Origin of the sequence: Kitasatospora sp. NPDC051170, assembly GCF_044455705.1 — a bacterium.
Taxonomy (GTDB): domain Bacteria; phylum Actinomycetota; class Actinomycetes; order Streptomycetales; family Streptomycetaceae; genus Kitasatospora.
Genome location: NZ_JBITFA010000003.1, coordinates 442,273 through 461,420 on the forward strand (window position 1 = coordinate 442,273; position 19,148 = coordinate 461,420).

15 protein-coding genes and 2 pseudogenes are annotated in these 19,148 nt (G+C 75.7%); 9 read left to right on the top strand and 8 right to left on the bottom strand.

What is annotated here, in order from left to right; translation table 11 throughout:
• Positions 1–10 precede the first annotated feature (10 nt).
• The 4 genes and pseudogenes from ACIBCA_RS09000 (at position 11) to ACIBCA_RS09015 (ending at position 3,641) form a co-directional block, all read left to right on the top strand.
• The gene (locus tag ACIBCA_RS09000; RefSeq protein ID WP_396282172.1) at positions 11–1,984 is read left to right on the top strand and encodes an ABC transporter permease; all 1,974 of its coding nucleotides are present in this window, start codon (positions 11–13) and stop codon (positions 1,982–1,984) included.
• Positions 1,981–2,706, top strand: a complete 726-nt coding sequence (locus tag ACIBCA_RS09005; protein ID WP_396282173.1) for an ABC transporter ATP-binding protein — start codon at positions 1,981–1,983, stop codon at positions 2,704–2,706. Before ACIBCA_RS09000 ends, ACIBCA_RS09005 begins: the two co-directional genes overlap by 4 nt.
• A gap of 186 nt (positions 2,707–2,892) precedes the next feature.
• A pseudogene (locus tag ACIBCA_RS09010) lies at positions 2,893–3,308 on the top strand (IS5 family transposase); the annotation flags it as partial.
• Between the two features lie 6 nt (positions 3,309–3,314).
• Positions 3,315–3,641 carry a hypothetical protein gene (locus tag ACIBCA_RS09015; RefSeq protein WP_396282412.1) on the top strand — a complete coding sequence of 109 codons (327 nt, stop codon included), beginning with the start codon at positions 3,315–3,317 and terminating at the stop codon, positions 3,639–3,641.
• Positions 3,642–3,759: 118 nt separating this feature from the next.
• Here ACIBCA_RS09015 and ACIBCA_RS09020 read toward each other — a convergent pair whose 3' ends face one another.
• Complete coding sequence (locus ACIBCA_RS09020) at positions 3,760–4,500, bottom strand: alpha/beta hydrolase (protein WP_396282174.1); 741 nt, start codon at positions 4,498–4,500, stop codon at positions 3,760–3,762.
• A gap of 245 nt (positions 4,501–4,745) precedes the next feature.
• Between ACIBCA_RS09020 and ACIBCA_RS09025 the strand changes: the two genes are divergently transcribed.
• Positions 4,746–5,462, top strand: coding sequence for an ATP-binding cassette domain-containing protein (locus ACIBCA_RS09025; RefSeq protein ID WP_396282175.1), 717 nt, complete (start codon positions 4,746–4,748; stop codon positions 5,460–5,462).
• A 137-nt stretch (positions 5,463–5,599) separates the two neighbouring features.
• Here ACIBCA_RS09025 and ACIBCA_RS09030 read toward each other — a convergent pair whose 3' ends face one another.
• A complete protein-coding gene (locus tag ACIBCA_RS09030; protein ID WP_396282176.1) occupies positions 5,600–6,385 on the bottom strand; it encodes a GNAT family N-acetyltransferase in 786 nt (261 codons plus the stop codon).
• A gap of 43 nt (positions 6,386–6,428) precedes the next feature.
• The gene (locus tag ACIBCA_RS09035) at positions 6,429–7,352 is read right to left on the bottom strand and encodes an NADP-dependent oxidoreductase (RefSeq protein ID WP_396282177.1); all 924 of its coding nucleotides are present in this window, start codon (positions 7,350–7,352) and stop codon (positions 6,429–6,431) included.
• 157 nt (positions 7,353–7,509) lie between these two features.
• Between ACIBCA_RS09035 and ACIBCA_RS09040 the strand changes: the two genes are divergently transcribed.
• Positions 7,510–8,925, top strand: a complete 1,416-nt coding sequence (locus ACIBCA_RS09040) for a LuxR C-terminal-related transcriptional regulator (RefSeq protein WP_396282178.1) — start codon at positions 7,510–7,512, stop codon at positions 8,923–8,925.
• A 223-nt stretch (positions 8,926–9,148) separates the two neighbouring features.
• Positions 9,149–13,564, top strand: a complete 4,416-nt coding sequence (locus ACIBCA_RS09045; protein WP_396282179.1) for a trypsin-like peptidase domain-containing protein — start codon at positions 9,149–9,151, stop codon at positions 13,562–13,564.
• A gap of 4 nt (positions 13,565–13,568) precedes the next feature.
• Here the strand turns inward: ACIBCA_RS09045 and ACIBCA_RS09050 are convergent, their stop codons facing one another.
• A complete protein-coding gene (locus tag ACIBCA_RS09050; protein WP_396282180.1) occupies positions 13,569–14,300 on the bottom strand; it encodes an alpha/beta hydrolase in 732 nt (243 codons plus the stop codon).
• 233 nt (positions 14,301–14,533) lie between these two features.
• Here ACIBCA_RS09050 and ACIBCA_RS09055 point away from each other — a divergent pair, with 233 nt between their 5' ends.
• Both ACIBCA_RS09055 and ACIBCA_RS09060 read left to right on the top strand, forming a co-directional pair.
• Positions 14,534–15,067 carry a SigE family RNA polymerase sigma factor gene (locus tag ACIBCA_RS09055; RefSeq protein ID WP_396282181.1) on the top strand — a complete coding sequence of 178 codons (534 nt, stop codon included), beginning with the start codon at positions 14,534–14,536 and terminating at the stop codon, positions 15,065–15,067.
• Positions 15,064–15,966 carry a hypothetical protein gene (locus tag ACIBCA_RS09060; RefSeq protein WP_396282182.1) on the top strand — a complete coding sequence of 301 codons (903 nt, stop codon included), beginning with the start codon at positions 15,064–15,066 and terminating at the stop codon, positions 15,964–15,966. The genes ACIBCA_RS09055 and ACIBCA_RS09060 overlap by 4 nt, the downstream gene beginning before the upstream one ends.
• Positions 15,967–16,035: 69 nt before the next feature.
• On the opposite strand, the gene ACIBCA_RS09065 is transcribed toward ACIBCA_RS09060, so the two are convergent.
• From ACIBCA_RS09065 to ACIBCA_RS09080, 4 genes and pseudogenes are all read right to left on the bottom strand, one after another.
• Positions 16,036–16,383 (bottom strand): hypothetical protein, encoded by a 348-nt coding sequence (locus ACIBCA_RS09065; RefSeq protein ID WP_396282183.1) that lies wholly within the window; start codon positions 16,381–16,383, stop codon positions 16,036–16,038.
• A gap of 87 nt (positions 16,384–16,470) precedes the next feature.
• Positions 16,471–17,679, bottom strand: coding sequence for a glycosyltransferase (locus ACIBCA_RS09070; protein ID WP_396282184.1), 1,209 nt, complete (start codon positions 17,677–17,679; stop codon positions 16,471–16,473).
• 127 nt (positions 17,680–17,806) lie between these two features.
• Positions 17,807–18,211, bottom strand: a pseudogene (locus ACIBCA_RS09075) (arylamine N-acetyltransferase); the annotation flags it as partial.
• A gap of 112 nt (positions 18,212–18,323) precedes the next feature.
• Positions 18,324–19,118 (bottom strand): alpha/beta fold hydrolase, encoded by a 795-nt coding sequence (locus ACIBCA_RS09080; RefSeq protein ID WP_396282185.1) that lies wholly within the window; start codon positions 19,116–19,118, stop codon positions 18,324–18,326.
• Positions 19,119–19,148: the final 30 nt, after the last annotated feature.

The following is a 19,148-nucleotide window of genomic DNA, read 5'->3' on the forward strand; positions in this document are numbered from 1 at the left end:
TGGGTGTCCGATGAGCAGCCTCCCCCTCACCGTCGACCTCGCGCTCGCCGGGCTCACCGTCGGCAGCGCCGCGGCCCTCAGCGGCATCGGCCTGGTGGTGTGCCACCGCGCCACCGGCGTGCTCAACATCGCCCAGGGCGCCCAGGCGATGGCCGTCGCCTACCTGCTGCGCGACCTCGTGGTGGTGCGGCACTGGCCGGTCTGGCCGGCGGTGGCGGTGTGCCTGCTCCTCGTCGCCCCGGCGCTGGGCGTGCTGCTGGACGTGCTGGTGTACCGGCCGCTGCAACGGCGCGGCGCCGGACCGGCCGAGACGATGGTCGCCGGGCTCGGGGTGTTCGTGCTGCTGATCGGCGTGGCCGTGCTGCTGTGGGGCGCGGCGCCGCTGGCGGGCGCCCCCTCGCCGCTGGGCGGCGCCCCGATCCGGCTGCCCGGCGGGCACACCCTGCGGCCCGACACCGTCGCCCAGCTCGCCGTCGTCCTCGTCCTCGGCCTGACCGTCGCCGCCGTCACCCGCTGGACCACCTTCGGACTTCGGCTGCGCGCCGTCGTCGACGACCGCCGCCTCGCCGCCCTCTCCGGGGTCGACGCCGACCGCGTCTCCGCCGCCGGCTGGGCCTTCGGCACCTTCACGGCCGGGCTCGTCGGCGTCGCCCTCGCCCCGTACCTGCTGCTCGACCCGTACGGGCTGCCGCTGCTGGTGATGGAGACCATCGCCGTCGCCGTCGCGGCCCGGCTGCGCAGCATCCCGGTCGCCGTCGCGACCGGCCTCGGGCTCGGCGTCGCCCAGGCCGAACTCACCCGGCTGCGCCCGTCCGGGCAGCTGCTGCCGCTGGTGGAGGCGGTGCAGTCCAACCTGTTCGTGGTCGCGCTGCTCGCCACCGCGCTGCTGGCCGGGCCGCGCATCACCGGGGCGGAGCGGGGCGCGCCGCTCGCCGTGCGGCGGGGCGGGGGCCGGGGCCAGGGCGGGAACCGGGGTGAGGGCGGCGGCCGGGACCGGGGCACCGGGAAGATCGGCGGCGTGGTCTGCCTGGTGCTGCTCCTCCTCCCCTTCGGGTTCCGGGGCAACGATCTGCGCAGCGCGCTGCTGGTGCCCGCGCTGGCACTCGTGCTGCTCTCCATCGTCGTCGTCACCGGCTACGGCGGGCAGATCTCCCTCGGGCAGGCCGGGTACGCGGGCCTCGGCGCGCTCGGCACCGCGCTGCTGATGTCCGGCCGCATCCCCGGCGTCCCCGCGCTGCCCGCCGCGCCCGCGCTGCTCCTCTCCGTCCTCGCCACCGCCCCGCTCGGGCTCCTCACCGGACGGCCCGCCATCCGCCGGCGCGGACTCGCCCTGGCCCTGGTCACCTTCGCCGTCGGCACGGCCATGAGCCGCTTCGTCTTCCAGCAGCCGTACGCCACCACCGGGCTCACCCTCGAACGCCCCTCCTTCCTCGACGGCGACCGCGCCTTCTACTTCGCCGAGCTGCTGCTCCTCGGTCTCGGCCTCCTCGCCGTACGCGGCCTGCACCGCGGGCGGCTCGGCCGCGCGCTGACCGCCATGCGCGACCACGAGGCCGGGGCGCTCGCGGCGGGCGTGGACGTGCCGGGGCTGAAGCTGTTCGCCTTCGTCGTCGGCGCGGCCCTCGCCGCGCTCGGCGGCGGGCTGATGGGGCTCGCCGGACGCGCCTTCGACTCCGCCTCCTTCGACCCCGTCCGCGGCCTGCTCTGGTTCGCGGCGGTGGTCGTCGTCGGCGCCGACAGCGCGCTCGGCGCCGTCCTCGCCGCCGCGCTCCTCATCGGCCTCGACGCCGGGACCGTCCCGGGCGTCTCCGCCGTCGCGGTGGGCGTGCTGGCCGCCGCCATCGGCCGCCTCCCCGGCGGCCTGGCCGCCCTCCGCCGCGCCCCGCCCGCGTCCCTGCCCTCGCCGGCGACCCGGCTCACCCCGGTGGGGCGGCGGCTGCGGGGCGTCGTGGCGGGGCGCCTCGCCCAGGAGCGACGACCGTGAGCACCGCGCGCCTGACCGCGCGGGGCATCGTCCGGCGCTACGGCGGCATCGAGGCGGTCGGCGGGGTCGACCTCGTCGCACCGCCCGGGCGGATCACCGCGCTCATCGGGCCGAACGGGGCCGGGAAGAGCACCCTCTTCGACTGCCTCGCCGGCACCGCCCGACCCGACGCCGGCCGGGTGCTCCTCGGCGGCCGCGACATCACCCGCCTCCCCACCCACCGCCGCGTCCGGCTCGGCCTGGCCCGCACCTTCCAGCAGATCGCCGTCTTCCCCACCCTCTCCGTCGCCGACAACGTCCGCGTCGCCGCCGAACACCGCCACGGCCGCGCCGACCCCCGGACCGTCACCGAGCGGACCGCCCGCGCCCTCGCCCTCCTCGGCCTCACCGACCTCGCCGCCGAACCCGCCGACGCCCAGCCCACCGGTGTCCTCCGCCTGGTCGAACTCGCCCGCGCCCTCGCCGGCGCCCCCCGCGTCCTCCTCCTCGACGAACCCGCCGCCGGCCTCGACACCGCCCAGACCACCCGCCTCGTCACCGTCCTCCACGACCTCGCCACCCGCGGCCTCGCCCTCCTCCTCGTCGAACACGACCCCGACCTGGTCGCCGAACTCGCCGACACCGTCTACGCCATGGCCCAAGGCCACCTCCTCACCTCCGGCCCCACCCACACCGTCCTCACCGACCCCCGCATCACCCACTCCTGGGGCACCCCACCCTGACCGGCGAGCAGCCCCCGGTCTCCCCCGCGCCCCCCGAGCCGGCGGGCGGGCCCCACGAACAGAGCGGGCTCCCGGGGCACCTACGGGCCACCCCCGGACGGCTGCGCCCAACTCACCGTCCCTGCAAGGGCGGCAGACCCCGCCCACCAGGAGTCGTCTTCAAAGCTGATCAAGTGATGGTGGATCATGTGGGTCATGGTGCGTCGTCATGAGTTGTCGGATGCCCCGTGGGCGGTGTTGTCGCGGTTCCTGCCCGCTTCGGGGGTGGCGGGTCGTCCGCGGTCGGACGACCGGCTGGTGCTGAACGGGATCGTGTGGAAGCTGCGGACCGGCACGTCCTGGCGGGACGTGCCGGAGCGCTACGGCTCCTGGCAGACCCTGTACACGCGTTTTCGCAGGTGGGCGCTGGACGGGACGTTCTCCCGGATGCTCCGGGCGATCCAGGCGGAGAAGGACGCGGCCGGGGACATCGACTGGCTGGTGTCGGTCGACTCCACCATCGTGCGCGCGCACCGGCACGCCACGGGCGGAAAGAGGGGGCAGCCGACCGGGACGAAGCGGGTGATCACGCCCTCGGCCGATCCTGTGGAGGACTGAGCACCGGCAGCGTGGACCTCAGCGGCGCCACGGTCAAGGGCGGGCTCATGCTGCCCGGCGCCCGGTTGGTGGACGACCGCGGCGCAGCGGCGCTGCGCGCGGACCACATCTCGGTCGAGGGCGGGGTCGACCTGGCGGGTGTCAGGGCTTCGGGCGCGGTCCAGCTCGACTCGGCCCGCGTCGTCGGGCCGTTGACGCTGAGCGGTGCGCGGCTGGGCGTGCTCGACGCCTCCGGGGCGCGTGTCGAGGGGGCAATGTCCTATGCGCTGATCGTCAGTGGCTGGACGCTGGCCACGACGCTGGTCGCCGGGGCCACGCGCATCCTGGTCCGGCCTTGAGCCGACGGGGCGGGAATGCGCTTCGGGGCAGCCGGGCCCCTGCCGAGGTGGCAGGGGCCCGTACCCGGTCAGCGGCGGCCGGCCAGGCCCTGTCCGGTGCCGGTCCGCCTGACCCGGCTCACCTCAGGTGCCGGGTGAAGAACTGGGCCGCGGCGTCCCCGGCGGACTGGGGGACGCCGGTGTGGCCGCCCATGTTGGCGTGCAGGGTCTTCTCCTGGGAGCCGAAGGCGTCGAACAGGTCCAGGGCCGCCTGCCGGTCGTTCCCCTCGTCGTCCCACTGCAGGAGGACGTGGAGCGGGATGGTGACCCGGCGGGCCTCCTCGAACATGGTGCGGGGTATGACACTCCCGGCGAAGAGGCCGGCGGCCACGATGCGCGGTTCGACCACCGCCAGCCGGACCCCGATGGAGATGACTCCTCCCGAGCAGCCGACCGGGCCACCGATCTCGGGCAGTGCGAGGAGGGCGTCCAGGGCGGCCCGCCATTCCGGGACCGCCTTGTCGACCAGCGGGAGGATGACGGCGTCGATGATCTCGTCGGTGACCGGTTCGCCGGCCCGCATCGCCCGGCACAGCTCGGCGCGGGCCTGCTCGGCGGCGGGCCAGCGGGGGCGGTCGCCGCTGCCGGGGAGTTCGATGGTGGCCGTGGCGAAGCCATCCGCCGCGGCCCGCCGGGCCCGTGCCAGCAGTCGGGGGTAGACCCTGCCCAGTCCGAGCGGCGGGGGGCCCATCAGGATCAGCGGGGCCGGTGCGGACGGGGTCGCGGAGGCGGGCGTCCACAGGATGCCGGGGATCTCGCCGAGGGTGAACGCGCGCTCGACGATGTCGTCGTCGAGACGCTGCTCAGAGGTGATGTGCATGGGTCGTGCCTTTCGGGAGTGCTCAGAGACGGCGCTCCCGGACGACGACCTATCGCCCGACCGTGACCCCGGAGGGGAGCACCCATGTCGTTACTGCGTTCACGGGTACCACCTCCTCGTTCTTCTGCACGGCCTCCGGAAAGGTAGCAGTGGTCGTCCCGGTCCGCCAAGCGGTTTCCGCGGCCGTCGAGGTGGCACCGCCGGAGGGACTGCCCGAGGGTGGGAGGGAGGAGGTGGAGTCCGGGATGGCGGTCGAGGTGGAGGTTCGCTCCCTGCGGGTGCGGTACGGGGCGTTGGAGGCGCTGCACGGGGTGGACCTCGCGTTTCCTGCGGGGGCGGTGACGGTGCTGGTGGGGCGGAACGGGGCCGGGCGGACGAGTGTGCTGCATGCCGTGGCGGGGGTGGTGCGGCCGGCGGCGGGGCGGGTGGTGTGGCGGGGGCGGGAGATGGGTGGGGTGGCGGTGCACCGGCGGGTGAGGTTGGGGATGGGGTTGGTGCCGGCGGAGGGCGGGGTGTTCGCGGGGCTGACGGTGGCGGAGAACCTGGGGCTGGCCGGGGGCGGGGACGGGCGGGGGGACGGGCGGGGGAACGGGCGGGGCGAGGTGCTGGAGCTGTTTCCGGAGCTGGTGCCGTTGTGGGGGCGCAGGGCCGGGGAGTTGTCGGGCGGGCAGCAGCAACTGGTGGCGGTGGGGCGGGCGTTGGCGGCGCGGCCGCGGCTTCTGCTGCTGGACGAGCCGGAGCGCGGCCTGGCACCGGCCGTGGCCGCGCGGCTGCACGGGTGTCTGCTGGCGTGGGCGGCGGCCGGGCGGACGGTGGTGCTGGCCGCACAGGCGGTGCCGCGCACACTGGCGGACGCGGCGGTGGTCTACGGGCTGCACCGGGGTGAGGTGGTGTTCCGGGGCGAGCCCTCGGAGGTGGCGGGGGTACATGGTGGGCTCCCTTCTGAGCTGCCCCAACGATGAACCCCGAACACCCCATCGCACATGTGCCGTTCAGCCCGTCCTGAGCAGCGAAAACGCCTGTGCCCCCTGCCGATCGGCAGGGGGCACAGGCGGCAGGGGGCACAGGTGGCAGGGGGCACACAGGGAGCGACAGCCCGTCAGGCGGAGGCGGCGCTCCACAGGTACGGCGTCGTCGACGTCAGCCGCGCGAAGCCGAGGCGCTGGAGGATCGGCCGGCTCTGGTCGCTCGCGTCCACCTGGAGGTAGCGGTAGCCCAGTTCGGCCGCCTGCCGTGCCCGGTGGGCGACCAGGGCGCGGTAGATGCCCCGCCCCCGCCACTCGGGCACCGTGCCGCCGCCCCAGAGCCCGGCGAACTCGGTGCCCGGGACGAACTCCATCCGGGCCGAGCACACCGGCCGCTCGCCCGCCATGGCGACGACCATGCTGACCGTCTCGGAACCCTGCTCCAGTTGGTCCAGCAGCCGCCGGCGCAGCTGGAGCTTGGGAACGCCGAACGCCTCCTCGGCGGCCTGGATCAGCAGGTCCAGGCCCGCCTCGTCCGTCACCGGCCGCAGCCGGACACCCTCGGGCAGGGCGGCGTCGGTGGGCAGTTCGTGGACGTCGGCCACCATCACCGCCTCCTCGTCCTCGGGGGTGAACCCGGCGGCGAGCAGCCGTTCGCCCAGGTCGGCGGGCCGGTCGTGGGTGTAGGTCTTCCACTCGAAGTCCAGCCCCAGGGAGGCGAAGTGGCCGACCTGCGCCGCGATCACGGCGTCCGCGCCCGCCTCGTCGAGGTCCGACCAGAGGACGCCGTTCCAGTCGTGGGGGGCGCCGACCTGCCGGATGACGGCGCCGGCCCGCTCGATGCGGCTGCTGTCGCTGTCCGGCCGGGCCTCCAGGCGGAGGCGGCGGTCGAAGAGGGCGAGTACGGTGTCTTGGTCCATCCGGCCAGTTCAGCACGGGTGCCGCGGCGCGGGCCACCGTATTTCAGACGGTGAGGACGATCTTGCCGCGCACGTGCCCCTCCTCGCTGATCCGGTGCGCCTCGGCCGCCTCGGCCAGCGGCAGCACCCGGTGCAGCGGCAGGCGCAGCGTGCCCGCCTCGTGCAGCGCCAGCGCGGCGGCGTACGCCCGACGGTGCTGCGGCTCGTCCTCCGCGCCGGAGAAGCGCACGCCCTCGGCGGGCGCCGCCGGGTTGGCGATGCTGACGACCCGCTGGGCGTCGCCCGTCAGCTCGACGGACAGGGCCAGTTCCCCGCCCCGGCCGGACGCGTCCAGCGCGCGGTCGACCCGTCCGCCCGGGGCCGCCGCCCGCACGCGCTCCGCCAGGCCCTCCCCGTACGTCACCGGGATCGCGCCCAGTTCGCGCAGGTAGGCGTGGTTGGCCTCGCTCGCCGTGCCGACGACGGTGATCCCGCGCGCCCGGGCGAACTGCAGCAGCAGCGTGCCGACGCCGCCGGAGGCGCCGTGCACCAGCAGCGTCTCGCCGGCCTTCGCGCCGAGGATGCCGAGGACCCGCTCGGCGGTCTCGCCCGCCACCGGGATGCCCGCGGCCTCCTCCCAGCTGAGCGTGGCGGGCTTGGGGGCCAGCCAGGACGCCTCGACCAGCGCGTGCTGGGCGTAGCCGCCGCCCATCAGCGCGCCGAACACCTCGTCGCCGGGGGCGAATTCGGTCACGCCCTCGCCGACCTCGGCGACCACGCCGGACAGCTCGTAGCCGGGCACGGCGGGGAAGGTGACCGGGAAGAAGCCGTCGAGCTCGCCGCTGCGCAGCTTGTGGTCCAGCGGGTTGACGCCCACGGCGCGGACCTCCACCCGCACCTGGCCGGGGCCGGGGGCGGGCAGGTCGAGGTCGAGGGGGCGCAGCACGTCCGGGCCGCCGTACTCGGGGAAGGCGATCGCCTTGGTCATGGGAACTCCTCGGTGTGTAAGGAAGTTGGGGTGGTTGCCGTCTTCGTCGAGTTCCATCCTGGTCCGCCGGGGCAGGCGGACCGGCCCGTCTTTCGGACGGTTCCACCTGTCCGAACGGCCAGGCGGGTGGCCGGGCCCGCGGGATAGGCTCGACGCCATGGACGAGACCCGGCAGCAGCCCCAGGGCGCGACCGCCAACGCGACCGCCAACGCGACCGCCACCGTGACCGCCGACGCGGACCTCGACGAGACCCGGCGCCGGTACTGGGGCCGGCCCGAGGACGTGCTGGACCGTGCGCTGGACGTGCTGAACACGCCCCGGCCGGGCCTGCTGCCCCGGCTGTCCGACGTGCTGGGCACCCTCGTCCCGCACGTGGCCCTCGCGCAGGTGAGCCATGTGTGCAGCTACTCCCCCACGGCCGCCCACGGCCCCTCCGCGCTGACCGACGCCGTCAGCGGCCTGGAGCTGGCCCAGCTGGGCGAGCTCGCCGCCGAGGAGACCGCCGCCGGGCGGCCCTGGCAGGGCGAGGCCCTGCTGGTCGGACGGCTGCGGCCGGTGCTGGTGGTCGCCGCCACCCCGGGCAGCGGCGCCGGCGCGCTGCTGGTGCTGGTGCTGGCCGACGCCCGGCCCGTCCCGCCCGAGGCGCTCACGCTCCTGCAGGGCCTGTGGGCGGTGCTCGTCGCCCACTTCGACCACCGCGCCACCGACGCCACGCCCGACCAGTCGGCGAAGTCGCGCGCGGCGGCCACGGCCCGGGCCCGGGCGATCGCCGAGCTCACCGGCGCCCACAGCGCGGCGCTCACCGCGATCCTCGCCCCGCTGCGCTCGGCGGGCCTCGACGACGCGGCGGCCCGCCGCGCGGCCACCGATCTCGCCGTCACCGCCCTGCTGGACCTGCGCCGCACCGCCGATCTGGACCGTTCCCTCAGCGAGGAGCCGGCCGACGCCGCGTTCGCCCGCCTCACCGAGGAGCTGCGCCCGCTGCTGCGCCACACCCGGGTGCGCCTCGACGTGGCTCCGGCGGCGGAGACGGGCCGTTCCGTGCCCGCCGAGGTCGCCCACACCGCCCGGGAGGCCGTGCGGGCGGCGGTGCTGGTCATGCTCGAGCAGGAGGAGCTCACCCGGGTGCACGTGAGCTGGCGGTTCGCCGGCGACGCCCTGCGCGCGGTGGTCCGCGACGACGGGCCGGGGCTGCTGCCCGCCGACGCCCTCGCCGTCCACCGCACGGCCGACCGGATCACCGCCCTGGGCGGCCACTGCGCCGTCGAGGCCGTCCCGGGCTGGGGCAGCACCGTCACCGTCGACCTTCCCCTGTCCCTGCCCGAACCGGCGGCCGCCGCCGACCCGTTGGAGGGCCTGCACCCGCGCGAGCGGGAGGTCCTGCAGGAGCTGGCCCGGGGGCGGCGCAACCGGGACATCGCCGAGGCGCTGCACATCAGCGAGTCGACTGTGAAGTTCCATGTGGCCAACATCCTGGGCAAGTTGGGCGTCTCCACCCGGGGCGAGGCCGCCGCGCTCGCGCACCGCGCGGGCCTCCCGGCGAACCTCGCGCCGCTGCACGTGGCCTCGTAGGAAGCCCGCAGGACGCCCGCAGGAAGCTCGCAGGGATCACGCAGGAGGGGGCGCCGGGCGCGCTACCGCCGAGCGCCCCGTGTGCGCCCCCCTCGCGACCACGGACGATCCCGAGTTCACCCGGGCGTCGGCCGGTTGTCATTGACATGCCCCGAAATCCCCCGTGACGCTTGACCGACGGTCCGGTCCGCGGCCGATCCAGGCGCTCCGGAGGGGTGGTGGCGTGACGGCGTCGGGAGAGGTCGGGCCCCGGGCGCTCGACGCGGCCATCCTGCGGGTCCGCGGCCGGGCCGGGCACCCGGTGGGCGTCGGGTTCCTGGTCACCGGGGAGTTGGCGCTGACCTGCGCCCATGTGGTCGCCACCGCGCTCGCGCTCGCCCCCGACGAGGCGCCCGGCCCGGACGCGCGCCTCGGCCTCGACCTGCCGCTGCTGCCCGGCGGCGCGCACACCGCCACCGTCGAACGGTGGGCGCCGGAGCGGGACGCGGCCCTGCTGCGCCTGACCCGGCCCCCGGCGGGCGCACGGCCCGTACGGCTGGTGGAAGCCTCCGACGTCTGGGACCACGAGGCCCGCGCCTTCGGCTTCCCCGCCCACCACGGCAGCGGGGTGTGGCACGCCGGGAGGCTCCGGGGCCGCCAGGCGGACGGGCTGGTGCAGCTGGACATCGACCGCGGCGGCGGCTACCAGGTCGCCCCCGGGTTCAGCGGGGGCCCGGTCTGGGACGAGCGGCTGGTCGGCGTGGTCGGCATGATGGCGGCCGCCGAATCCGGTGCCACGGCCGCGAGCTTCCTCATCCCGACCGCCGAACTCCTGCGCGCCTGGCCCGACTTGCGCGACCTCGCCCTGCCGCCCTCCCCCTTCCGCAGCCTGCGCGCCTTCCAGGAGGACGACGCCGGCCTGTTCTTCGGCCGCGACGAGGAGGCCGGGAAGCTCGTCCGGGCGCTGCGCCGCTCCCGGTGGGTGACGGTCGTCGGCGCCTCCGGCTCCGGAAAGTCCTCCCTGGCCCTCGCCGGGGTCGTGCCGCGCTGGCGCTCCGCCGACGGCCTGGCCGTGGTGCTGCGCCCCGGCGGGGGCAGCAGCCCGCTGTCCGCGCTCGCCGGTGCGCTGCTGCCGCTGCTGGAGCCGGACCTCTCGCCGACCGGCCGGCTCGAACGGCTCGGCCCGTTCACCGCCTTCCTCGCCGCGCCGGGCGGACTCGCCGAGGTGCTGGGCCAGTTGGCCCAGCTGCACGGACGGCGGCGCAGGCTGCTCGTGGTCGTCGACCAGTTCGAGGAGCTGTTCGCGCGCGGCGAGGGGGCCGTGGACGAGCTGGCCGGGGTGCTGTTCGGCGCCGAACTCCCGTACGAGGTACGGGTACTGACCACCCTGCGGGCCGACTTCCTGGAGTCCTTCCTCCAGCACCGCCGCCTCGGGCAGCTCTTCCACGCCGACCCCGGCAGCGGCGAGGAGGACCACGAGAGCCTCCTCCTGGGCCCGATGAGCCGGGGGCAGCTGCGCGAGGTGGTCACCGCGCCGGTCGCCGCCGTCGGCTCCGTCGCCTACCAGCCGCACCTCGTCGAGAGCATCCTCGACGACGCCACCGCCGAGGCGGGTGCGCTGCCGCTGCTCGGCTTCACCCTGGAGCAGCTGTGGCAGGGCCAGCGCGGCGGCGTGATGAGCCTGGAGGCGTACGGGGAACTCGGCGGCGTCGGCGGGGCGTTGAGCGCCTACGCCGAGCAGGCGTGGCAGGAGAACGTCCGCCCCGCCGACCAGGACGCCGCCCGCCGGCTGTTCACCCAGCTCGTCCGCGTGCCCCTCGGCTCGGCCGGCGCCACCCGGCGCACCGTCCCCCGCACGGACCTGGGCGAGGAGGAGTGGCGCATCGCCCAACAGCTCGCCACCACCCGGCTGTTGGTCACCGGAAGCCTCGCCGAGGGCACGGAGACCGTCGAACTCGCCCACGACGCCCTGATCACCCACTGGCCCCGGCTGGCCGACTGGGTGGCGCGGGACCGCGCGTTCCTGGACTGGCGGGAGTCGCTGCGGCACGATCGCGACCGCTGGAAGGCGGCGGGCAGGCCCGCCGAACTCCTGCCCACCGACGTCACCCTGGCCGCCTCGCAGCGCTGGGACGAGGAGCGCAAGGGGTACCTGACGCAGGAGGAGCGGGACTTCCTGCGACGGGGCCTGCGCCACCGCCGCTCGCGCCGCAGGCGCCGTACGGCGGTGGCGGCGGTGCTGTGCGTGCTGACGCTGGTGGCGGGGGCGGTCAGCGTCGTGTCCTGGCAGCTGCGGGACGAGGCGGCCCGGCGCACGGCCGTCGTGCACTCCGCGAGCCTCGCCAACGATGCGGCTGCACTGGTGCACAGCGACCCGGGAGTGGCGGCCCAACTGGCCGTCGCCGCGTACCGGTTGTCGCCGACGAAGGAGGCCGCGAGCCAGCTGTACGCCACGCTCCAGACGCCCCTGGACCGGGTCCTCGCGGACACCGGGCACGCGATCAGACGCGTCGCGGCCCAGAAGGACGGGCCGCTCGCGGCGGCCACCGACGCGACCGGGGAGCTGCGCCTGTGGGACCTCGGCGACCCCGGCGCCCCGGTCCTCGACGCGGCCCTCCAGCTGGACCGGGCCTCCGCGATCGCCTTCCTCCCGCACCGCCCGCTGCTGGCCGCCCGGTGCGCCGAGGGGCGCGGCCTGTGCCTGTGGGACCTGGCCGATCCCCGCAGGCCCGTCACCACGGCCGCGCTGCCCAACCCCGACCGGGCACCGACCGGCGACATGACCACCACCGCACTGACCACCGACGCGCAAGGCCGCCTCCTGGCCGCCACCGACAGGGCCGGATACACCACGCTGTGGTCGGTGGCCGACCAGGCGCACCCGCAGCTGATCACGGTCCTGGCCAACCCGAGCAAGGAGCGGGACCCGCTGGCCTCGGTGGCGCTCGCCCCGGACGGCCGCCGGCTCGCCCAGACGGCCTCCGGCGGTTCGACGACCGTCTGGGACATCTCCGCCGGCCCGCCCAGGCGGACGCTCGAGATCCCGGACGGCTTCGACGCGGCGGCCTTCAGCCCCGACGGCACCGTCCTCGCCACCGCCGGTTCCGGCGCGGTGAAGCTGTGGCGGCTGACCGGCCCGGGAACCCCCGCGTCCGTCGAGGTCGGCCAGCCGTGGATCGACCTCACCAACCCCCTGGCCGTCTCCTTCAGCCCCGACGGACGGGAGTTGGCGATCGGCGGGGTCGACAGCGCCAGGCCGAAGGGCGCGCTGTGCCTGGCGAGCGTCGCGCAGCCGGACTGGAACGCGACGCAGCCGATGTCCCGCAGGTGCACCCACGCCTCCTTCGACACCGGCACGCTGACGTACACGGCCTCCGGCGCGATCGTGAGCGGCGACTCGGACGGCGGGGTCAGGCTCTGGCGCCAGCCGCTGCGCCGCTTCGGCCCGATGGACACCTACCAGTCCGCGGGCTGGGCCCTGAGCCGGGACGACCGGCTGCTGGTCGCGTCGATGGCGTCGCCCCGGTCGTCGACGGACATCGGCAAGGTCCTCGGTGTCTGGGCCCTCGACCGGCCCGACGCCCAGGGGCCGGTCGCGACGCTCGACCTCACGGACACCCCGCAGTACGTCGCCTTCGTCACCGCGACCGTCCTGCTGACCGTCGCCCACGACGGCACGGTCACGCTCTGGGACCTGCGGGACCGGGAGCATCCGGCGGCCACCTCGCCGGGCAGGGCCCAGTTCCCCACCTACCACACGGACATCGGCGACTCCATCATCTCCGCCGGGGTCAGCATCGTGGACACGGATCCCCGAAGGCCGCTGCTGGGGGTCCAGTACGGGGGGCGCCTCCACGTGCTCTCGGTCTCGGACGCGGCCACGACCCGTGAACTGGGCTCGCTCCCGCTCGCCGATCCGGCCCACGACACGACCGCCGTCGTCGACGCCCGGACGGCCGTCGTCATCGAGTCGTCCGCGCTCGTCTGGTGGGACATCACCGATCCTTCGCAGCCGGTCCGGACCGGCGCCTCCGCCCTGGGCGACGGGAAGCCGCGGGGGTTCACCGTCTCCAACTCGGGGGTCGTGACCGCGACCATGGGCGAACTGGACGGCGGACGGCTCACGGTGCACTCCGCCGACGGAGGCCGGGTGCGCAGTTCGGCCCAACTGCCCGGGCGCGTGGGAGGCACCATCCAGTCCGGCGACGCCGGACACCTGCTCGCCGCCACCGGCCCCGACGACGGCGGCATCACGCTCTGGGATCTCACGGACCGCGCCCGTCCGCGCCCCCGGGGAGCCGCACTCACCAAACCGGGCGTCGACAAGGCCATCTTCAACCGGGCCGAGACGATGCTCGCCGACTGGCGGCAGGACTTCCGCACCCAGGAGATCCAGCTGTGGGACGTGACCGGCTCCGGCCCTCCCGCGCCCGTCGGAACGCTCGCACCGCTGAGCGAGGGAGAGGGCGGCTCCCCGGCGGCCGCGTTCGCCCACTCCGGCGACCGGCTCCTCGTCCTGATCGCGGGCTCCGCCCGTTTCTACGAGACCGACCCCGCCAGGCTCGCCGACCGCCTCTGCGGCTACACCGGCAGCAGCATCACCGAGGAGCAGTGGCAGCAGTACGCCCCCGGCATCCCGTACCACCGCCCCTGCCCGTAGCGGGTCATCCCGACAGACGCTCCGTCAGGACGGCTTCGGAGGCGGCGAGTTGGGCGTCGGGGACGTCCTCGTGGCCGCCCGGGTTGGCGTGCAGGGTCTTCACCGGGGAGGCGAACGCGCCGTAGAGGTCGAGGGCAGTGGCCCGGGGGACGAAAGTGTCGTCCCACTGGACGAGGAACTCCACCGGCACCGTGACCCGGCCCGCCGCCTCGGTCAGGGAGGCGCCGCCCGTCAGCCCGAACACGGCCGCGGTGAGCCGGGGTTCGGCCGCCGCGAGCGTGATGCCGGGGCTGGAGGCCAGCGACAGCCCCCAGTAGCCGACGGGGCCGAGGCCCTCGTCCTCCCCCGCGAGCGCGTCCAGCACGGCCGCCCACTCGGAGGCGGCCCGCTCCGCGAGCCCGGCGGTGTGCCGCACCACCCAGGCGCTGACCGGGCGGCCCGCCAGCAGCAACTCCCCGACCTCGCCCGCGAACCGCTGGTCGGCGGCCGTGCGCGGGCGCTCCCCGTGCCCGGGCGCGTCCAGGGCCACGGCCGCGCACCCCGCCGCGACGAAGCGCCGGGCCCGCGCGACCACGCCGGCGCCGAGCTTGTGCTGCCCGCCGCCGTGCCCGAGCAGCACCAGCGGCCGTCCGGCCCGTGCCGCGCGGGCGGGCCGCCACAGCACTCCGGGCGCGTCGCCGCAGGTGAAGCGGTCCTGCGTCACCCCGTCCGAGACCGTCCGCTCACCGAACTCCACGATGACTCCCCCTCCGACGTGTTCTCCACCACCCGAACAAGCGCCCACGCACCGTACCCCCTGCCGCCTCGCCTCCGCCCCCGGCCCCCTGCCCGCCCGGCCTGCCGTGCCCTGCCTGCCCCGCCCGAGTGATCCCGCAGCGCGGCCCCGTCCGTGGCACAGGGCAGAGCCCGGCGGATCCGGAGTAAGCGCTTTCCCGCGCTCCTGGGCTCTATAGGGGCGAGGAGGTGCTCATGGGAGATTCGAAGATCGGCCGGGACGAGGAGTTCCAGGCGTTCATCACCGCAAGCTGGCCACGGCTGCTGCGGACGGCCTACCTGCTGGCCGGTGAACAGTACGCGGCCGAGGACCTCGTCCAGTCCACGGCCGAGAAGGCCTGCGCGGCCTGGTCGAGGGTGCGACGGGCGGACGATCCGCACGCGTACGTGCGGCGCATCCTGGTGAACCAGTTCGCGCGCCGCACCCGGCGCCGCCCGCCGGAGCTGCTGGTGCCGGCGGTGCCGGACACGGCGTCGGCGGAGGACGGCTTCGCGCGCTCGGACCAGCGCGGGGCGCTGCTCGCCGCGCTGGCGACGCTGCCGCCGCGCCAGCGGCAGGCGGTGGTGCTGCGGCACTGGGAGGACCTGAGCGACAGCCAGGCCGCCGCGGCGATGGGCTGCTCGGTGGGCGCGGTGCGCAGCCACGCGGCGAAGGGCATCGCCAAGCTCCGCCAGGTGACGACGCTGGTGGAACTCAAGGACACGACGCACATCGGAGGTGCGGTATGACCGGGAACGACGCGCAGGACAGGGACATCTGGCTGGGCCTGGGCCTGGCGGAGGCGGCTTCCGAGGCGAAGGTCGGCCCGGTGCCGATGGCGGACATCATGGCGGGCGGCCGCCGCATCCGCCACCGCCGCCGTACGGTGGTCGGCGCGCTGGCGCTGGCCTCGGCGGTGGCGCTGGGCGGCGGCGCGCTGACGCAGCTGCACCCGGCCCCGGTGGCCTCGGCGGCGAGCGGCGGACCGGACACGGCGGCGGCGCTCGGCCCGGCTTCGGCGCCGACCAAGGCCGCGACGGCCCCCACGGCGAAGGACCCGCTCAAGCCGCAGCGGGTGCTGCTCACGGAGGGCACCACGAACGGCAAGTCGTGGAAGGTGTGGCGGGCGCTGTGGCCGCTCGCGCCCAAGGAGCGGGCGTACGAGCAGGCGCTGGCGGTCTGGCAGGAGCGCAGCGCGTACAACCCGAACGCGACCAAGCCGACCGAGGCGTACGTCCAGCAGTACTGGCAGCCCGATCGCGACGTGACGAACGACTACGTCGAGGTGGACGGCGTGCGCCAGAGCCACGACGGCCAGGGCGACCTCCCCGCGGCCGGGCACGTCCTGCCGCAGATGACGGCCCAGACGACGTTCGGTGCCGGCATGCTCGGCCACTGGAGCAAGGAGGACCCGGGCCCGTTCTTCCCGGCCGAGATCGGTACGGTCAGCCTCGGGCCGGCCGTCGACAAGGTCGTCGTCAGCTGGTCCGACGGTACGAAGAGCGAGCCGAAGCCCGTGACGGTCGGCGACTCCCCGATCCGCGTGATCGCCATGGGCCAGCCCGAGGGCAAGCGGGCGACGCTCTGGCAGTTCTTCGACCGCGACGGCAACAAGCTCCCCAACGAGGGCATCAAGCTGTTCGGCTGACCGTACGCGCCACCGGGCGCCGGCCCCCGTGCACGGGGGCCGGCGCCCGGCCTTCTTCCGCCGCTGCGGCTACTCGTCCTGGTCGAGGTCCGGCTCCGCCGCGTGCCGGGCCGCGAGCAGCCGGGCCATCGTGCGCAGCCGCTCGAAGTAGGAGCGGCCCTCCGGGTCGGTGATCTGCGGCACCACCGTCTCGAGTTCGGCCCCGCAGGTGCGCAGCGCCGCGAGGTCGGGGTGGTCGAGGCCCCGGTTGAGTTCGGTCCGGACCAGGCCCGCCACCGCGAAGTCCAGGTACACCAGGTCCACGCCGTCGATCTCCACGCGCCGCAGGCCCTCGGGGAACGGCAGCGGCAGGTGTTGCTCCCAGAGTTCGGCCAGTTCGACGTCCGAGGGGGTGGCGGCGGGCAGTGTGGTCTTCATCCCTCCAGTCTCCCGGCCGCGGCGGTCCGGCACCAAACACATTCGCCCTGCGTCGCCGACCTGCTCGGGCAGGGCCCAGGAGAGGGCCTAGCGTTCGAGGACCAGGCGGGCCGCCGCCTCCGCGCCGTCGGTGCGGACCAGGGCCGCCGCCTCGCGGGCCCGGTCGCGGGCCGGTGCGGCGAGGGCCGTGCCGAGGGCGGCGGCGAGGGAGTCGACGGTCGCGGTCGGTCCGTCGTGGGCCGCGCCGATGCCGAGTTCGGCCACGCGGCGCGCCCAGTACGGCTGGTCGACGATCTGCGGCACGACGACCTGCGGTGTGCCGGCGATCGTGGCGGCGGTGGTGGTGCCGGCGCCGCCGTGGTGGACGAGGGCGGCGCAACGCGGGAACAGCGCCTGCTGGTTGACCTCGCCGACGACGAAGCAGTCCGCCGCCTCGTCGGCGCCGGTGAGTCCGGCCCAGCCCCGGGCGAGGACGATCCGCCGGCCCTGGGCGCGGACGGCGGCGAGGGCGACCTCGGCGGCGTCCGGGGCGCCGGGCAGCGGCATGCTGCCGTAGCCGACGTACACGGGTGCCTCACCGGCGTCGAGGAAGGCCGACAGCCCGTCGGGCAGCGGGCGTTCGTCCGGCAGCAGCCAGGCGCCGGTCTGCCGGACGGCGAGCTCCGAGCCCTGCGGCCAGGGGTCGAGGACGGGGTCGGTGGCGAGCCAGGGGCTCCGGCCGTTCACGTGGTCGCGGACGTTGTCGACGGCCGGCAGCCCGGCGGCGGCCCGTGCGCCGTTGACCGCCTCGCCGAACAGCGTGTTCATGGTGGCGATGTTGAGGTCCCACAACTCCCGGACGTCGGTGACCTCCGGCGGGTAGGGCAGCATCGGGTACTCGAAGGGCCGGTGGTGCGGGGAGGGCAGCGCGGTCGGCTGGAGCGCGGCGTGGTGGAAGCGGGCGCCCGCCCGCTCGGCCGCCGCCTGCGCGCCGGCCACGGTGGGGAACAGTCCGGTGGCGACCACCACGTCACCGGGCCCGGCCAGCGAGGAGACGGCCTCCTGGAACCGGCCGGCCAGCACCGCCGCCCGGCTCGGGATGTCGCCCTTCACCGGCAGCTTCCCGGTCACCAGCGCCCGGACGGACTCGCCGACCGGCACCGTCTCCACGCCGAGCGCCCCGAGGAAGCGCGCGTGCTCCTCGTCGGGCGGCGCGCACACGGTCACCGGGACGCCGTGGGCCCGCAGCCGCAGCGCGAGCGCGGCCAGGGGCTGGACGTCGCCGCGCGAGCCGTACGTGGAAAGGATCACCTGCATGTGGTGGGTCTCCGCAATCTTCGGGTTCCGCCGTCGAGTTGCAGATTCTCACTGCTCAGGGGGGCCTTGCGGCAAGGCCCCCCGTGCGCTATACGTTGAGAGTGGCGAGGAGTGGGGCACACCTCCTGCGCCCGTCCAGGCGCAGCGGGTGCAGGCTGAACCGGCCGAAGCCCACGTCGACGAGCCAGGGCTCCTCCAGGTCGACGCGCAGGGCGAGGTGGTCGAAGGGCGGCCCGGGCCGCTCCCCGTCGAAGACGCGGCCGGAGAGCAGGCTCACCCGGTAGCCGAGGGAGCGCAGCAACTCGGCGAAGGCGCCGTTGAGTTCGTAGCAGAACCCGCCCCGGCGGCGCTCCACGACCTTGGCCACCAGCGCCGCCGGGTCCAGGACGATCGCCTCGCCGAGGTGGATGCTCAGGTTCTCGAAGGGCACGGCCCGCAGGTGCGCCTCCTGTAGCCGGGCGAGGTTCCCGGCGGTGGGCTCGCCGGGCCGCGCCACGCCGATCCGGTCCAGGTACGCCTTCTGCTGATCCATGCGGCCATTCCACCCGGTGGCGGCGGGCCCGGGCCATCGGTCCTTGGTCGTAGGGCGTGTCTGACCGCCCTTCCAGGCAGCCCGTCAGCGGCCAGCCGTCAGCCGTCAGCCGTCAGCCGTCCAGGAAGCCGGTGAGCAGCTTGCGGACGGCGGCCGGTTCGTCGATCCAGGGCCAGTGCCCGCAGCCGGGCAGCACCTCCAGGCGCCCGGCCCGGTAGGCCGAGGCGACGCGGCGGGCCGTCCCGAGGCCGCCCACGCCGTCCTCGGCGCCGGCGATCACCAGGACGGGGTGGGGCAGGGCGGCCCGGCGGGCGGTCTCCCGGGCCGGGTCGGGTCGGACGTAGAACGCCTCGCGCAGCCAGGACGGCGGCTGCGGGTAGGCGGCGTCGGCCTCGAAGTGGCGGCGGGCCTCCTCCGTCCAGCGGCCGTAGAGCCAGGGCTCGGCGCCGGCCGCCGACGCCTCGGCGGCGCCCGGCTCCTGGGCCCGGCGGGCCCGGATCGCGTCCACCTCGGCCTGGTCGATCTCCCGGGCGACCAGGCCCGCGGGGGTGATCAGGACGAGGCGGCCCACCCGCTGCGGGTGGTCGGCGGCGTACGCCTGGACGGTGAGGGAGCCGGCGGAGTGGCCGAGCAGGTCCAGGCGTTCGGCGCCCAGGTGCAGCCGCAGCGCCTCGAGGTCGCGGGACTGCTCGGGGAAGGCGCAACTGGCCTGCTCCGCGGGCGTTTCGGAGCGGCCGGCGGCCCGGGCGTCCAGCATCACGAGGGTGTGGGTGCCGGCCAGCCACCCGAGCCCGTCGAGGTCCCGGACGTCCGCCCCGGGCCCGCCGGCCAGGCAGACGAGCACGGGGCCGCCGCCCGTCACCGTGTAGTGCAGCTTCGTTCCGTCGTGGGAGGTGAAGTGAGGCATCCGCCCATCCTCGCAGACGCTTTGGCGCCG

Coding starts and splice junctions, on each gene's coding strand:
- ACIBCA_RS09025 (WP_396282175.1), top strand. CDS start 4,746: ATGGCGGTCGAGGTGGAGGTTCGCTCCCTGCGGGTGCGGTACGGGGCG.
- ACIBCA_RS09035 (WP_396282177.1), bottom strand. CDS start 7,352: ATGACCAAGGCGATCGCCTTCCCCGAGTACGGCGGCCCGGACGTGCTG.
- ACIBCA_RS09070 (WP_396282184.1), bottom strand. CDS start 17,679: ATGCAGGTGATCCTTTCCACGTACGGCTCGCGCGGCGACGTCCAGCCC.
- ACIBCA_RS09020 (WP_396282174.1), bottom strand. CDS start 4,500: ATGCACATCACCTCTGAGCAGCGTCTCGACGACGACATCGTCGAGCGC.
- ACIBCA_RS09000 (WP_396282172.1), top strand. CDS start 11: ATGAGCAGCCTCCCCCTCACCGTCGACCTCGCGCTCGCCGGGCTCACC.
- ACIBCA_RS09080 (WP_396282185.1), bottom strand. CDS start 19,118: ATGCCTCACTTCACCTCCCACGACGGAACGAAGCTGCACTACACGGTG.
- ACIBCA_RS09060 (WP_396282182.1), top strand. CDS start 15,064: ATGACCGGGAACGACGCGCAGGACAGGGACATCTGGCTGGGCCTGGGC.
- ACIBCA_RS09040 (WP_396282178.1), top strand. CDS start 7,510: ATGGACGAGACCCGGCAGCAGCCCCAGGGCGCGACCGCCAACGCGACC.
- ACIBCA_RS09055 (WP_396282181.1), top strand. CDS start 14,534: ATGGGAGATTCGAAGATCGGCCGGGACGAGGAGTTCCAGGCGTTCATC.
- ACIBCA_RS09065 (WP_396282183.1), bottom strand. CDS start 16,383: ATGAAGACCACACTGCCCGCCGCCACCCCCTCGGACGTCGAACTGGCC.
- ACIBCA_RS09030 (WP_396282176.1), bottom strand. CDS start 6,385: ATGGACCAAGACACCGTACTCGCCCTCTTCGACCGCCGCCTCCGCCTG.